This is a genomic window from Pseudoalteromonas sp. CNC9-20 (assembly GCF_022347875.1).
Lineage (GTDB): Bacteria > Pseudomonadota > Gammaproteobacteria > Enterobacterales > Alteromonadaceae > Pseudoalteromonas > Pseudoalteromonas ruthenica.
In genome coordinates this window covers 99,211-114,719 of record NZ_JAKRFS010000001.1, presented here as the reverse complement: position 1 = coordinate 114,719, position 15,509 = coordinate 99,211, and the positions used below count along the sequence as shown (strand labels likewise).

10 protein-coding genes are annotated in these 15,509 nt (G+C 46.9%); 6 read left to right on the top strand and 4 right to left on the bottom strand.

Features of this window, described 5'->3' with window-relative positions; translation table 11 throughout:
- Window positions 1-81: 81 nt before the first annotated feature.
- Together MHM89_RS00500 and MHM89_RS00495 are read right to left on the bottom strand one after the other, a co-directional pair.
- Entirely contained in the window at window positions 82-2,943 is a 2,862-nt protein-coding gene (locus MHM89_RS00500) for a TonB-dependent receptor (RefSeq protein ID WP_235418830.1), read from the bottom strand.
- 246 nt (window positions 2,944-3,189) lie between these two features.
- Window positions 3,190-5,490 (bottom strand): DNA polymerase II, encoded by a 2,301-nt coding sequence (locus MHM89_RS00495; RefSeq protein WP_239407818.1) that lies wholly within the window; start codon window positions 5,488-5,490, stop codon window positions 3,190-3,192.
- 147 nt (window positions 5,491-5,637) lie between these two features.
- On the opposite strand from MHM89_RS00495, the gene dinG reads away from it, so the two are divergent.
- From dinG to rsmS, 6 genes are read left to right on the top strand one after another with little or no spacing between them, the layout of a single operon-like run.
- On the top strand, window positions 5,638-7,710 hold the full coding sequence (dinG, locus tag MHM89_RS00490) for an ATP-dependent DNA helicase DinG (protein WP_053910973.1): 2,073 nt from the start codon (window positions 5,638-5,640) through the stop codon (window positions 7,708-7,710).
- A complete protein-coding gene (locus MHM89_RS00485) occupies window positions 7,711-8,487 on the top strand; it encodes a TSUP family transporter (RefSeq protein WP_022946729.1) in 777 nt (258 codons plus the stop codon).
- Entirely contained in the window at window positions 8,487-9,095 is a 609-nt protein-coding gene (locus MHM89_RS00480) for a primosomal replication protein (protein WP_239407817.1), read from the top strand. The genes MHM89_RS00485 and MHM89_RS00480 overlap by 1 nt, the downstream gene beginning before the upstream one ends.
- Window positions 9,092-10,006 (top strand): histone deacetylase, encoded by a 915-nt coding sequence (locus tag MHM89_RS00475; RefSeq protein WP_239407816.1) that lies wholly within the window; start codon window positions 9,092-9,094, stop codon window positions 10,004-10,006. The genes MHM89_RS00480 and MHM89_RS00475 overlap by 4 nt, the downstream gene beginning before the upstream one ends.
- A gap of 53 nt (window positions 10,007-10,059) precedes the next feature.
- A complete protein-coding gene (locus tag MHM89_RS00470) occupies window positions 10,060-10,350 on the top strand; it encodes a late competence development ComFB family protein (RefSeq protein ID WP_053910976.1) in 291 nt (96 codons plus the stop codon).
- Window positions 10,322-10,483 carry a pleiotropic regulatory protein RsmS gene (rsmS, locus tag MHM89_RS00465; RefSeq protein ID WP_053910977.1) on the top strand — a complete coding sequence of 54 codons (162 nt, stop codon included), beginning with the start codon at window positions 10,322-10,324 and terminating at the stop codon, window positions 10,481-10,483. Before MHM89_RS00470 ends, rsmS begins: the two co-directional genes overlap by 29 nt.
- Before the next feature lie 60 nt (window positions 10,484-10,543).
- Here the strand turns inward: rsmS and MHM89_RS00460 are convergent, their stop codons facing one another.
- Both MHM89_RS00460 and MHM89_RS00455 read right to left on the bottom strand, forming a co-directional pair.
- The gene (locus MHM89_RS00460; protein ID WP_239407815.1) at window positions 10,544-13,234 is read right to left on the bottom strand and encodes a 7TM diverse intracellular signaling domain-containing protein; all 2,691 of its coding nucleotides are present in this window, start codon (window positions 13,232-13,234) and stop codon (window positions 10,544-10,546) included.
- A 20-nt stretch (window positions 13,235-13,254) separates the two neighbouring features.
- Complete coding sequence (locus tag MHM89_RS00455) at window positions 13,255-15,495, bottom strand: TonB-dependent receptor (protein WP_239407814.1); 2,241 nt, start codon at window positions 15,493-15,495, stop codon at window positions 13,255-13,257.
- Window positions 15,496-15,509: the final 14 nt, after the last annotated feature.

Below are 15,509 nucleotides of genomic sequence, written 5' to 3'. Positions count from 1 at the left end.
CCATAAATTAGGATTATTAATATTAAAATTTAGCAACAAAAAAAGCGAGCCGAAGCTCGCTTTTTCAGACATTAAACAAGTTTAGAACTTGAATGTTACGTTTGCGTGGAAATAACGACCTAATGTGTCGTAGAAACCCGCAATCGCATTACCGTTGGTAGAAAGTGAACCGCCTACTAATGGTGGCTCTTTATCCATGATGTTATTAACACCCACTAATACGCTGGTGTAATCATTGATAGTGAAGCTACCTTTAAGGTCTAAGTAACTTTGTGAACTGATACCATCTTGAACAAGCGTATCAGGACCTGTGTAGTCACTGACTTCACCATAATAACGCCATTTCAAAGTTGCACGCCAGAAACTTCCCGTATCGTAGTCCATAGTGAACACGTGACGCCACTCAGGTTGCGCGAAACAACCATCATTGAGATTGCTTACACAATCGTAAATGTCAGAAATTCCCGGTACGTTGTCATACTCTTTAGTAATGAAATAGGAGCCAAGAAGGTTAGTCGATAAAGTGCCACCAGCAACCTCAAAATCATAGTTGGCAGACAGATCAATACCTTCCCACGTTAGCTGACCTAAGTTAACGTCAAAGGATGTAATTTGACCACTACCTACCCATAGGCTGCCATTTCCTGGAGTACGTTGTACATTGTCGCAAAATGATGCGTCACCAGTTTTTGCACATTGCTCTAATATAATTAGAGGATCAATATTATCAATTGCACCTTCTAGTTCGATATCCCAGTAGTCAATAGTGAAGTTTAATCCTTCAATTGGCTCAGCTACCAAACCAAAAGTAACAGTATCGGCGATTTCAGGTTTTAACTCCTGATTTCCTCCGAAAAGTCCATTGTACTGAGAAGCCGGACTAGGATTAATTGTACCGTACTGAGCTGCTGTTACACCTGTGTTTGCACACTGCGCAGCACTTAGCTCTGGTGTAGCTCCGGCACAAGGGTCTGAACCTTCCCAAAGGCCTGTTGTTTCTTGCGCAAACAATTCGCCATTGTTAGCAGCACGTACCGCACGGTTATAACTAGCGCGAACTTTCCAGTCTGACGTGATATCCCAGTTAATTGCGGCTTTATAAGCAGGCTCAGAGCCTGAGGTGCTGTAATCTGACCAACGATAAGCTAAATCAAGAGTGAAGTTTTCGAAGCCGGCTTTACCCTCAACAATTGGTAAACTTACCTCTGTGTAAAATTCAGTTACATCGTAACTACCTTCCAAACTCTTAGTCGTGCCACCTTGACCTAGAAGAAGACCTTGCGCGTATACTTCATCCGCTGTACGTTCGAAGGTTTCTTCACGGTACTCTGCACCAAATACTGCTGCGATTGGGTAATCAGAGCTCGGTAGCGAGTAATCAAATTCACCTGATACGAAACCACCTAGGATGAGCTGTTCAGTAACACCATTCAAGATAGCTGTACCTGTTAATGCTGCAGCCGCTTCAGGAGTCACGCCCTCGTAAGTAAACACCTCGTAAGGAATACATCCCTCTGTGTCAGCACAGCTTTCACCATTCGCTGAAAGCGCTGTGGTAATACGTGGACCAAAGAAGTCATTGATATATGCTGACGACGACGACGTTGAGCCGTATTGAGCAGTCACATCATACGTCCAAAGATCGCTCAGCTCACCACGCGTACCAAGTACCATTCGGAAAGAACTATGCTCTAGCTCATCGGTACGAGGACCACCTTCAACATTTCGCTTACCAATATAAGCACCTATAGAGTCATCGTCGCCAATTCCAAACGCATCTTTAAATTGTTGGCGTTGAGCATCAGAAAACAATGGACTAGAGATTGGCAACTCATACGCCGTGTCAAAGAACGTTCCAGACTCAGCGATTTGCGCGCCTGTACGGTCTCGCATGAACATTGTCTCTAGATAAGGGTTGAAGTGCTCATTAATTTCATAGTTAGCAAATAAACCAAAGGTATGACGCTCATCAGGACGCATAAAATGGTTGACTGGCGCATAGTTATAGCGGTTGGAGCCATCATCAGGGACAAACGTTCCATCCGGGGTTAAGTTCCAGAAAACCTCTTCACTAGCGTTATAAGTACCACCAGGACCATTAAGCGGAGCAATAAAGAAATTTGGCACAATAGCGTTGGCAGAACCACCACACTCAGTACCTGCGGCGTTCAATGCACATGAAGAGTAGTCACGCGCTCCTTGACGCAATTCATTTTGCTTGGTGTAGGTTACATAACCAACTGCATGACCTTTACCACCATCAAAGGTGCCGCCAAGTGTTGCACTGAAATCGAACGCCGCGCCATCAAAACCATCGCTGCCGCTTGGGTATTCGAAGCCCTTCTCGTCCATCAACCCTTGCATGTACCCATTGTCATTATCGTGCTGGTACGCAGAGCCGCCTATATCAACTTGGAAACCTTCGAAATCATCATTCATTACGAAGTTAACAACACCCGCTACTGCATCAGCACCATAAGTTGTTGAACCACCACCGGTCATTACTTCAACGCGTTTAATTAGTGCAGCTGGAATTTGGTTAATATCAGCTGATTGTGTGTAAATACCACCAGCCTGTGCACGGCGACCATTGATAAGTACTAGTGTACGCTGAGGACCCATACCACGAAGGTCAAGCGTTGCTGTACCGGTTGCGCCATTTGATTGGAACGCAGTTTGCGATGCCTCGATTTGCGGCAGGTTATTCATGATATCTTCGACGCGGGTAAAGCCCGACATAGCGATATCTTCTGCAGACGTTACTTGTACTGGAGTAGCTGTTTCAAGATCAGTACGTTTGATACGCGAACCGGTTACTTCGATACGCTCAACATCATCAGCACCTTCTTCAGCAGCAATGGCACTTGCTGAAATGCCTGCTGTTGAAGCAGCACCAAAAACAAGTGCTAAACGCACTGATTTTGCGATTTTGCTATTTAACATTAGATTCTCCCTGGATCACTTGTAGACGTGATTGTTTTTATCGCGGCTGTTAACCGCTTGTAATTAAATGCACTAAGCAATGCACTTTGGTTACGATAATAAACAATTAAAGAATCCAGGGTCAACACCAAATTAACAAAACACCACCAAAAGTAACAACCAATCAAAAAACAGACAGAACAACACGACACCATATTGGAAATCTGGAGCAAACCAAATCAGCGTGTAAATAGCAGGTCTTTAAGATTAAATTAATGTAAACTGACTATCTAGAGGGCAGTGAAGCGATACGTCGCACACATCAGCAATGTCATCGATGATGGGTTTTAGCTGTGTCTCAAGGTAATGTGCTAAGTCCAGTGGCCTACTGCTAGGGGTGCAGCGAGGACCATCAACTGTTATAACGTACTCAACCCAATCACCTTTAGCGTAACTTTGAGTACTATTTCGTGCAGCTTTCACATGAGGGGGAGTTGCTTTGGTGTATTCATCAGGGTTTTTCCCTAAGCGTTTGGCATAAGTTAAGAGCTGAGCGTTATCCCCTTTCTGTAAAGTGTTAACATAATTATCAATGATATGTTGCAGATTTGCACCAGTGAATAATCCTTGAAACAGTTCACCTTGAAACTTTCTCGCCAGTGGCGTCCAATCGCTACGCACCGACTCCATGCCTTTAAAAACGAGTTCTCGGTGCTTCTGGACCAATAAACCAGTGTAACGTTTCTTCGTTCCCACGTCTTTATGCCTTGCCTTGGGCATAAAAAAAGGCCGATATAGGCTTTCGTATTCAAGCTCCAAATAGCTAGGCATTCCATAGCTTTGTTCAAGTGTTTGCCGCCAACGGTTGTTAATTTTTGTCACTAACTCTTTGGCTAACGTATGACTTTGTTCGTCACTAAGCTCTTCGGGTAGTGCGATAAAGGTAGAGTCGGTATCGCCGTAAATCACATCAACGCCATATTCAATCAGCCACTGTCGCGTTGTTTGCATTATATCGTGCCCGCGCAGGGTAATCGAACTGGCTAGTCTAGGGTCGTAAAAACGACAACCTTTTGAGCCAAGCACACCGTATAGGCTGTTCATGATAATCTTGATGGCCTGCTGAAGATGAGGGTCACGGTGCTTTTTGGCCTCTTGACGGGCCTGTGCGAGGCTGGCAACCAAATCAGGAAGATGATGCTTGCTGCGAGAAAAAAATGCCTCATGATACCCAGCAATTGCGTCTTCAGGAGCATTGAGCCCCTCTATTAAGCCCATGGGATCGATACAAAAGGTACGAATAATACTCGGATAAAGGCTTTTAAAGTCAAGAACTGCAACATTTTGATAAAGACCGGGCACCGAGTCCATCACATAACCGCCTGGGCTGTCGAAGGTCAATCCATGATCGCCTAAATTAGGAGCCACATAACCACTGCGATGTAACAATGGCAAATAAAGGTTGGTGAACGCCGCCACCGACCCTCCTAGCCGTTCTAATGGCAGCCCTGTAAGCTTGGTCCGCACAATAGCAAAGTCGACCAATTCAAGACGAGCAAAGATGGCTAATACAAGCTCACAGTCTTTTAAGTTATATTCAGCAAGTTGCAGTTTATCTTCGTTGAAAAGCCGGGAAATCTCGGAAACTTTGTCTTTATTTCCGATAAGCTTTCGCTCGCCAAGGATTTCGTGGGCAACATTATCAAGGGCAAAGCTGGGGTAGTAATATGTGGCGTTTTTAAGCATATCAATGCCATCAAGTACAGCGCGCCCGGGAACTATAAGCTTAGCGACTTTTCCTCCGCGCCACACAACCGCCTCGTTATTGCGTCCTAAATTAAGACGAATACCCAATTGCTGAGCGCGATAGCACAGCAGCTGAAAGTCAAAGTCGACCACATTCCAACCAACGATCACATCAGGGTCAATATGGTGTATGTGCTCTTGTAACCGCACGAGCAAAGCGGCCTCATCCTCAACATAATCAAGCCACGAGCGCTCTTCGGTGCTACGCCCAACCATCAGCACCTTTTTAAACCGTTCACTCACCAAGCCAACACTGTAAAGCACACCATCGCCACTGCATTCAATATCCAGCGATAAAACCCGCAAAGTGGGCCGGTAGTGGGGATGGCTTTTAAACCGCGCTTGAGCTAAGGTGCCATTAGCACTAAAGGTGCCGTCTACCCAAACGCCGCCGCGAATAAATCGCTCCATTAAGAAGCGCTCGTGCGCGCGGATATCATCCTCGTATAACGTAATTCCTTGCTCTTTAAGCTGTTCTCGCGCCGCATAAAACTGATTCAAGTGCGTGAAATAACACCCTGCCATGGGTTTACCGGCAAAAGAGTGCAGCGTTACTGTGCGGATATCACAAGGTAAGTTAGCGGCTTGGAGTAATTTTATCACTCGCTGCTGCTGCGATTGGGCAACGAAAAATACCGCAGACTCAGCGACAGATTGTGCTTTAACTGGGCCGTTGTCTGTGGCCAGCCAAAAGACATGACTGATACCATCGCTCAGTTGCCGTGTTTGCGCGGAAAGGATAAACCCTGCTATTGGAGCCAACCGAATACCTATAGAAGTGAGTAAATACAGCGCGTTGTTTTCTATGTCTTGCCCAAGCATCACAACATAAGTGAATTGTCACTTGAGTCATATGCAGCCACACTCTAAAATGGTCGCACTGTAAATATATACATAAGTTGATACACCATGCTATCCGATCCGCTGAAAAAAACAATCCGAAACGCTCATCAGCGGATAGCTTCAAGCATGGACGATTATCGCCCTCGTGCTAGCCAAAACTACTTGGTCGCAGAAATAGCAAAAACACTCGCTGGTGAATATGATAAAAAGCAGCGCATTTGCGTGGTCGAAGCCGGAACCGGAACCGGCAAATCTTTGGCATATTGCTTAGGTGCCTTACCACTGGCACTCAAACGTAATAAAAAGCTGGTGATTGCAACCGCTACAGTGGCCTTGCAAGAGCAGTTGCTCTATAAAGAGTTACCCTTTTTTGCCCAGCACAGCGGTCTTACTTTTAGTTATGATTTGGTCAAAGGCCGGGGGCGCTATATCTGCGCCCATAAGCTCCATAACGCCGTCAATGGCGAACAAGAGCAACTCGCGTTGATGCCCACTTTAAGCTCCCCTTTGAGTGACATGGAGCAAAAATGCCTGCATCAGCTGCATGATGCTTACCAAAACAAACAGTGGCAAGGTGACCGAGACTCATGGGCCGACGTGATCCCAGATCGCGTATGGCACCTTATTGCCTGTGATAAGCATGCCTGCCAACGGCAGATGAAAGCACACCAAACCTGTCCTTTCCATCTTGCGCGGCAAAAAATAGCGCAAATGGATGTGTTAGTGGCCAATCACAGTCTATTATTGGCCGATTTGGAGCTCGGCGGTGGCGTGATTTTGCCGGAGCCAGAAAACTGTATTTATGTGATTGATGAAGCACACCACTTACCGCATATCACTCGCGACTTTTCATCTGCCGCAGCCACCTTAAAAGGGACTCAGGATTGGCTCGAGAAACTACTCAAATTCAGCGGCAAAATGGCGCAAACCATTTTTAGCGCCAGCGCATCAGGTAGCCAATTTAAACTCAATGATGCCCTTGATGATGTGGCCAGAGGCATGAAAGCCGTGCTGAGTATGCTTGATAGTGCAGACTTTCAATATACCGAAGACGACACCTATCGTTTCTCACACGGAGTGCTGCCGCAACAGCTCACAGTGCAAGCCAAAGATATCAGTGAAGCCAGTAAAACGGCGCTACGCACCCTCAACAAGATGCACGAAGCGCTCAGTAGCGACGTGAATGATGGCGATGTGAAGCCGTTTATTGCTGACCCTATTTTAGCTGAAAGTGGGCAATATATAGCCCGTTTAGAAACGCTACAAAAGCTGTGGCAAAGTTATGCTAAAGAAAGCGAAAGCGTTCCCCATGCCAGGTGGATAAAGCGCATGGAGTATAAAAACCACCATGACTACCTCCTGAGTGACTGCCCTATTGAAGTGGGGTTTTACCTCAAAGATAAATTATGGCGCGAGTGTGCAGGAGCGGTATTGTGCTCGGCCACGCTCAGCGCCTTGGGCTCCTTTGAACATTTTGCCCATGAAAGCGGGCTACGCTCAGAGCAAGGAGTTAAGTTTATCAAGGTGCCCTCACCGTTTGATTACCCCAATCAAGCGCAGCTGCATATTCCCAAAACCGAGTGTGAACCAACCGACAAAGCGTTTAGCGATTACCTTGCCAAAGCACTGCCCAATACCCTAGATAAATCCAAAGCCAATCTGGTGTTGTTTGCTTCCTATTGGCAAATGCACCATGTCGCCGAGCGTTTGCGTAAACAGGGGTGGGACATTTTAATGCAAGGCGAGCTCTCTCGGGATACACTGATCCGACGCCATAAGCGCCGTATTGATGATGCCCAAGGCAGTGTGCTGTTTGGCACCCAAAGTTTGTCTGAAGGCCTCGATTTGCCAGGCGATTACCTGACTAATCTAGTGATCACAAAAATCCCGTTTGCGGTGCCCACCTCACCGATTGAAGAAGCGCAAGCAGAGTTTGTAGAGCAAAAAGGAGGCAACCCGTTTTTATCCATTACCGTACCGGACGCCGCCAAGAAATTAGTACAAAGCTGTGGTAGACTGCTGCGCAAAGAAAGAGACAGTGGTGTGATTACCATTTTCGACCGCCGCTTAATCACCAAGCGTTATGGTAAAGCCATGCTCGATACCTTGCCGCCCTTTAAACGAAAAATAGATTATTAGATGTTTGAACTAGCTCTCGACCCATCGACTTGGGCCATTTTATGCGCCGTAGCCCTTGCTGCAGGCTTTATAGATGCTATCGCCGGCGGCGGCGGTATGTTAACCGTACCTGCCCTACTTACTGCCGGATTACCCCCGCATTTAACTCTAGGGACGAACAAGTTAGCGGCCAGTTTTGGCTCACTGACAGCCAGTGTCACCTATTACCGTAAACGTTTGTTCGACCCTAAGTTCTGGGCTGCGTCAATTCTCGCCACCGCTATCGGCGCTACCCTAGGCACCTTATTGGTCGATAGTATGAGCACCGAGTTTCTCAACAAACTCATTCCTGTAGTGATCATCGCCGTCGCTATCTACTCCTTATTTGGCAAGCTCAGTCCACAGCAGAGTAACGATTTACCGCTGCTTTCTGGCGCTATGCGCATAAAACAGTGGCTCCAAGGCTTGGCCTTAGGCTTTTTCGATGGCATGGCTGGCCCAGGCACGGGCACATTCTGGACCGCGTCAAATAGCCTCCTTTATAAAATGAGCCTGCTGATCAATTGCGGTTTAGCCCGCTCAATGAATTTTGTCAGTAACTTTATTTCGCTGATCACCTTTGTAGCCCTTGGTCATGTTAACTTCTTACTCGGCGCTACCATGGGGTTATTCTTGATGTTAGGGGCTTGGCTGGGGGCTCATTCAGCTATTCGCTTCGGCTCAAAAATGATCCGCCCGGTATTTAACACCGTTGTTATTGTGTTAGCACTGAAACTCGTCTATGAGGCTTATTTGTAATGAGCTCTGGCCATGCATTAGCGCGATTACAGCAACAACTGGAGCGTCTGCGCAGCGATGCTGAACAGTTTGATAAAGCCAATTGGTTTGCTAAAAATCGTTTTATGCAATCCAAACATGCATTGTTCGATCGCAGTGTGTTCAATAGCAAAAGTATGCTGCTCGTTGATTACGTTGATGAAGTGCAAACGCAACTTGAAAGACTAAGGAGAAGCCTTGAGCATCAAGGTCGTCATCAATATGGTTTCGCTCTCACGCACATTACCGAGCAAATAGAAGCCATCGTCAAAGTGCTTAAAGCAACCTCTGTGTGGGCGAAAGAAAATACACCTACGGCGAGGGCAAAAAAGTACCAAAAAGTAGTGAAAAAAATTATTCAGCCAATCAATGAGCTTTATCAAGAGCTGGCTAAAAATCACGAATTTGAACGTCGCTTGGGGCAAATGATTGACGACCGTAAACAACAGATGCATGGCGCTGAAGCCACCACCGTTGCTAAGTTAAATCAGGAAGTCTTAGCGCTGCACGCACGCTTAGGACGCTGTCGTAAGGCCATTAGCGCCTGTGAAGAAAAAATACAATTAGCAGAGAAACAAGCGATACGATGAAATTATTTTATCACCCTATCTACTCTCAGCTCGACCTACCTGCTCACCATCGTTTTCCAATCAGTAAATATCAACAACTCTTCGACATGCTGTGCGCACACCCAGAACTCAAATCAGGTTTTACTATTAGTTGCGCCGAACCTATCTCGGTGAGCACGCTGGAGCTTGCTCATGATGCTGACTATGTTCATCAGTTCATCACTGGCACGTTGGCGGATAAAGCGCAAAAACGCATCGGCTTTAGCCACAGCGACGCATTGGTAGAGCGCACCCTACAATCAGTTGGCAACACTTTGGGCGCAGCCCAAGCGGCACTTAAAGACGGGGCCGCGATGAATTTAGCAGGCGGTTACCACCATGCCTTTGGCAACTATGGCAGTGGCTTTTGTATTTTTAATGATGCTATCACCTCAGCCCGATATTTGTATCAAGCGGGGCTCATTGATAACGCCCTCATTATTGATTTAGATGTTCACCAAGGTGATGGCAGCGCCGCCATCGCTGGAAGTGACGACGCCATTACAACCTTGTCATTGCATGGTGAGCGTAACTTTCCACGCATCAAGCAAAGCTCAGACTACGACTTTGCTCTGCCCTTGCATTGCGACGACCGTGTTTACTTGGAGACACTCACACAGGCGCTAAAGTTAACGCAGCGTCTGCATCGCCCGGATATTATTTTCTATAATGCCGGGGCCGATGTACACAACGATGACGAGTTAGGAACCCTGAGCTTAAGCTTGGCCGGTGTCGGCGCTCGTGATGCTCAGGTGCTTACTCATGCTAAATACCATCAAATCCCAATTTGCACTATGCTTGGCGGCGGATATCAACGCAATGTAGAGCAGCTTGTCAAAGTGCATTGGCAACTTTTAAAGCAATTTCATCAGTGCTTTATATTGGACAGTTAGGTAACCTGAGCTATGCTAATTAAGATGGTATAGTTACGGGAAAACAGTGAGTTATGAAACTACATGACGACGTCCACAATTATTACGAAAAGTTGGTATTAGAGGAAATCGATCGCCAACAATTGCAGCATATGTATGACAGCGATACACTAGCGGACCTATGTTGTACGGTGCTCAATCAACTTCCACCCCGCTATATTCGCTTTGATGTTGACATGGCATTTTACCTATCCACAGCTGAAGCTGAGCAAATGCAGGAGAAGGTTGAGGCCGCCATAAAAGTAGCCTTAAGCCTAATCGCAAAGCGAGGAAGTCATGCCCAAACCCGAGAACAATCTCGATAACGCACCAGAAGAAGTAAAATTAGCCGTAGACCTAATCATGCTGTTGGAACAAAACGACATTGAACCAAGTACCGCGCTCGCGGCACTGGAAATTGTGCGCCAAGATATGCAAAGGCGATTACAATCAGACTGAGTCGTTTAATCTAAACTGCGCCACCCGTCCTCGCTTGCTTTACCTTGAAAAAGCGACCCATTAACATAAGTTCGGGTCGCGCTTAAGCGCATCGTGCTCAAGCTTAGCCAGCTCTGCGATGAGGCCATCAATTAATTCCATAGCCTGTTCTGGGTGCTCACTTTTTAATATCTTATCCGCTTGCTCCGCTAACGCTTGAAGCTGCTCGAAACCAAACATTGCAGCGCTTCCTTTAAGGGCATGAACCGACTTACCAAGCCCGATCAGGTCCCCATATCTGGATTGGTTTTCTAGCTGCACCCGCTGCTCAGCCAATCCTGATACATAGTCATCGCGAAGAGCCTGCATATCCGACTCAGGTAAATCAATATCAACAAATTGCTCCGGCAGTGCGAGATAGTGGGCAATCTTTTTAGCAAACTGTTCTCTGTCGATGGGTTTGCCAAGGTGATCCGCAAATCCAAGCTTTAAATATCGCTCAATTTCATGGCTCATGGTATTCGCCGTGAGTGCTATCACCGGCGTGGTGCATCCCGTCGCTTGCAAAAACGACAGTGCTTGCTCGCCATCCATAATGGGCATTTGGATATCCATCAACACTAGGTCGAAGTCTCTTTCCAACGCCTGAGTGACAGCTAACTGCCCGTTTTCGACCCAAGTCACCTGCAATCCCATGCGCTCCAATATACGCTGCAGCAATTTAGCATTATCACGGTTATCCTCTGCCAACAGTACATGACCATGCAGCTCACTTTGAGCGATACAATCCTCACTATGCTCATCCGCATTGAGCGCTTTGCTGTAGCTCTCTAACCACTGCGTTTGCTCGGTTGTTTTAAGCGCCAAATCGACAGTAAAAGCGGTGCCCTGCCCCTGAATACTCTGCACGTCAATGTCGCCACCGAGTTTGCGCGCCAAGCTCTTTGATATATTTAGGCCCAACCCAGTGCCACCATATTTACGTGAAGTGGAAGAGTCCGCCTGATAGAAGGCTTCAAATAGCTGAAACTGTTCTTGCTCACTCATGCCAATACCGGTGTCTTTTACGGTGATAATAAGGCGCTCATCCTTTGCTGCAACATCAATATTAATGCTGCCAACACTGGTAAATTTTAAGGCGTTGGCGGTTAAATTTAACAATATTTGTCGCAACCGAGTGGCGTCGGTGTAGATATAGTCCGGCAATGGAAAGTGGTAATGCAACGAAAATCCCAAACCTTTATCGCGAATTTGCTTACCAAGAATAGACTCCACTTGGCCTATGGCGCTAAATAAGTGCGTTTTCGCGCTTTCGACCTCAAGACGGTTGGCTTCTATTTTCGACATGTCGAGAATATCATTGAGTAACCCAAGCACATGGCGGGCGTTTTGTGCGATCACATGAGTCGCTTGGCTTTGCTCATTCGCTTTTACATCCCCTAATAACAGCCCTTCGGCGTAACCAATGATAGATGTCATAGGAGTGCGGATCTCATGGCTCATGTTCGCCAAAAAGCGAGTTTTTGCTTCGCTGGCATCCCGTAGCTCAACCGTTAACGCCTGCAACTCCCCCGTACGCTCTTGCACTTTTGCTTCAAGATTTTTAGTTAATTCAACATTGGCATCATTAATCAGTCTAAACTTGTCGGCCACCGCAAAAGCGAGTAACAACGCATCCAACGCTGTACCGATTAAACCAAGGTGATACAAATTAATATTGACCGAAGGCAATAACCCAAGATTAGTTAAGTTGCCCACCATATTTGGTAGCGCCATACACATGTAAGCCAACACAAAATAACGGGCTGGTTTGTAGCCTTGCATTATTCGTCTAATACCAATGTAAAGCCCTAAACACAGCGCTATCGCGGTCGCAAATGTGGCCCAGATAAACCCAGCTCCGGGGGAGAGCACACTTATTGGCAAACCAATTAACGACACCCATGAGAAGATTAACGCTCCTCGGGCAAACCGTGGGTGGGTCTCATTAAGCTTGAGCAGGTGGATGTAAAATAGGGTATTAGCCAATGGTGTTAGAATAAAGCCAAACCAGTGCAGAGCGGTCAAGTCGATGGCAAAAAGCTGGCTCGGAATATGAAAGAAGTGACTCCAAGCAAACACCCAGGCGGCAGTAAAAAATGCATAATAAAGATGGGTCTTGTCTTTCGAGCCTAGGTAAATCAATAAGTTGTAGAGCCCCAGCACAATACCCACACTGAAACACAGCATCATGATGAGGTTTTCCCAAATGGCTTGCTGCTGATAGTCACCCGACGTAGATAGCTTTATCTTTGGCGGGGTATAAAATGCCGCGCTATGAAACTCGGTCACGATAATTACCGACTCATCTAGCGGCAGGGTGAGTGTTTTCCCATAGTGAAAAGCAAACTCATACTGACCGCGCTCACCGCTTTGATAAAGCGTGCTTCCTGATTGCGTAAATACCTGCGTATTAATGACAGATACCACGCTATTGTAAGGGGCATAAACCCATTGCTGCTGCGAAGACTGATTCGTGACCTTGTAGACGCTAACGTAACGCCCACCAAATAACTGCGGACGCTCTACTTTAGGCTGCTGTTCCAGCCAGCTAAGTAACTGTTTTTTTGATGTCGGTAATTGAGCTGTTTCGCTGATGCGGTAGTAATGGGGTGGCGCGTCAAAATCCATGGAATTCTGTGTTACCACCACGTGCTGCAAACTCGCCGAATGTGTCTGGGCACTTATCAGCAACAGTAACCCCATCAATACCTGTATTAAGTGCCTCGTCACAACAACCTCAAGGATCTATCTTAAAAATGGAAGGTTACGTCCAAACCTACACGCCGGCCTTCGCCCTTGAAGTCTTCATACATTCCTAAAAACTCGCTGAGATCGAACTTTAAATGGCTGTAGTGTGTATCAAACACATTTTTTGCCCATAACCTTGCTTGCCATTGCTGGTAATCGGCCACAATATGCGCATCCCACAGTGTATAATCGCCTTGAGACGCAATAGGGTTTTCGTTTTGATCAAAATAATAATCTGATTGGAAATCAAATGACACCCCCGCCCTCATATCGACGTTGGTCCATGCCCACGAGTAAGCCAGTGCGCCATTGATATTCCACTTAGAGGTAAATGGCAACCTATGGTCCGTCAAGGTGTTGCCTAGGGGATCTGTATATTGCTCAAACTCTGCATTAGGGATATAACCAAGTGCTAAGTGTGCACGCCAGGGCCCTTTAGGGCGATAGTGCATTGCCAGCTCCGCTCCGCTAATACGCGAACTAGCGACATTTTCCAACAGTTGCAAAGGCGGTTGCTGTGGGTTAGCTGATGCTTGATTCATGAAGACTTGTTGGTCGTCGTACTGATAGTAAAAAATAGCCCCATCAAAACCAAAGCCTGAGCGCATTAATGGCGTTTTAAACCCTATCTCATGGGCACTAAGCTGCTCTGGTCCGTAGTTAGCCTGTTGCGCCTGCTCTGGCGTAGATAAGAAACCGCCATTGTAGCCCCCGCTCTTGTGGCCGTCTGAATAACGATAATAATAAAGGTTATCACGGCTATCAGTGTAGTGCAGCGCCAGCTCCGTAGAAACGCCGTCATCATCTTGCTGTCCACTGACTTGGTAATAATCAATGGTGATGCCGCCTTGAGGGTCTGCGGCAATCGGCACATTGAGTGTGGAGACCGAATCATACTCGACAGTTTCATCGCTGTAGCGTACCCCAGTTACCAATGCCCAACGCGGCGATAACTGCCATTGGGCATGAGCAAACAGTGCCCAAGAGCGAGTGTCTATCTCGTTATCGTATAAAAAATTAGCCGTCAGGCTCGGGTCTAAGATGCCGCGAAAGTCACGCAGCAAATCATTGTTATTTAACTGCTCTATTTGCTCGGATAACTGATATGCACCCAAGGTAATATGATGCTGCTGATAGTGTCCTTGCAGTCTTAGTTCGTTGCTCAAGCTGCGTGTCTGCAACCCGAGGTTTCCTTCGCACAACCGCGCGAGCGAGCCATCGCAATTAAAACCATGGTCGCGCTCAAGGTCGCTCACTCCCAGTAACCAGAGCGCTTGCCAGTGAGTGTTCACTTGCCAACCTAACTCATTAGTGAGTCCCCAACGGGTAGTTTCATGGGCATTGTTGTTGTTTACCTTCACCGCCCAGAAGTCATCGCTGCCATCATTAAAACCAAATGCGTCAACACACCCACCTTGGTTAATTTGAGCCAATGTACAAGGTGAGCCATCGCTGGGAGATATAATTCCAATGTTTCCGACAGGCTGTGTCAGCCCCTGCCAGCGACTGTACTCAACTTTAGTGAACCAATTGAGCTGTTGCCACTGCCCTAAATAACTAACCCGGGCGTCATTTTGCTCAAGGCCGGCTTCGGGGTAGGCTTGGGCTAGGTTGTAACTAGTGTAATCATATTTCTGATGATTTAACGCTACTCGCAAAGCTTGCTGTTCGGACAGCTGCATATTCCCCACCAGCTGCGCTTGACGCCAATCATCACTGCCAATAGCGCCTTTGACGTAGCCGTAGTTATCGAACTCAGGGCGTGCAGTGCGTACTAAAATTGCCCCCCCGGTGGTGTTACGGCCAAAAAGCGTACCTTGTGGCCCTTTAAGAACCTCCACTTGCTGTATATCGTATAGATTAGCAATTTGATGGCTGGCAGAGCCGCTGTTTACCCCATCAACATACAAACCGACCGGGGAAGTATTAGCGGTATTGTAATCAATCAGCCCGACACCACGAATATTAATGGCCGGCGGTGTACCTTCGGCGGCATTTTGCGATATTTTCACATTTGCCGAGAACCGTCCTAACTCGGTGGTATCTTTGATAGCCGCATCCGTGAGCTGTTGCTCGCCGATATAGGTAATCGATACACCGACTTCACTGGCTTGCTGAGCCCGTTTTTGCGCGTACACTTCGATCACTTCCATCTGCTCATCAGCTGAAGTTTGTTGAGCCTGTGCGACCGTCGTACAAGCAAAAGGTATACACAGCAGAGTCCGCTTAAGTTGCCAAGTCATTTTTTTATAACGCA

What these genes read in the sequence shown, in the direction of transcription:
- rsmS (WP_053910977.1), top strand. Translation starts at nt 10,322, where the DNA reads ATGCCCAAACCCGAGAACAATCTCGATAACGCACCAGAAGAAGTAAAA.
- MHM89_RS00475 (WP_239407816.1), top strand. Translation starts at nt 9,092, where the DNA reads ATGAAATTATTTTATCACCCTATCTACTCTCAGCTCGACCTACCTGCT.
- MHM89_RS00455 (WP_239407814.1), bottom strand. Translation starts at nt 15,495, where the DNA reads ATGACTTGGCAACTTAAGCGGACTCTGCTGTGTATACCTTTTGCTTGT.
- MHM89_RS00480 (WP_239407817.1), top strand. Translation starts at nt 8,487, where the DNA reads ATGAGCTCTGGCCATGCATTAGCGCGATTACAGCAACAACTGGAGCGT.
- MHM89_RS00485 (WP_022946729.1), top strand. Translation starts at nt 7,711, where the DNA reads ATGTTTGAACTAGCTCTCGACCCATCGACTTGGGCCATTTTATGCGCC.
- MHM89_RS00470 (WP_053910976.1), top strand. Translation starts at nt 10,060, where the DNA reads ATGAAACTACATGACGACGTCCACAATTATTACGAAAAGTTGGTATTA.
- MHM89_RS00500 (WP_235418830.1), bottom strand. Translation starts at nt 2,943, where the DNA reads ATGTTAAATAGCAAAATCGCAAAATCAGTGCGTTTAGCACTTGTTTTT.
- dinG (WP_053910973.1), top strand. Translation starts at nt 5,638, where the DNA reads ATGCTATCCGATCCGCTGAAAAAAACAATCCGAAACGCTCATCAGCGG.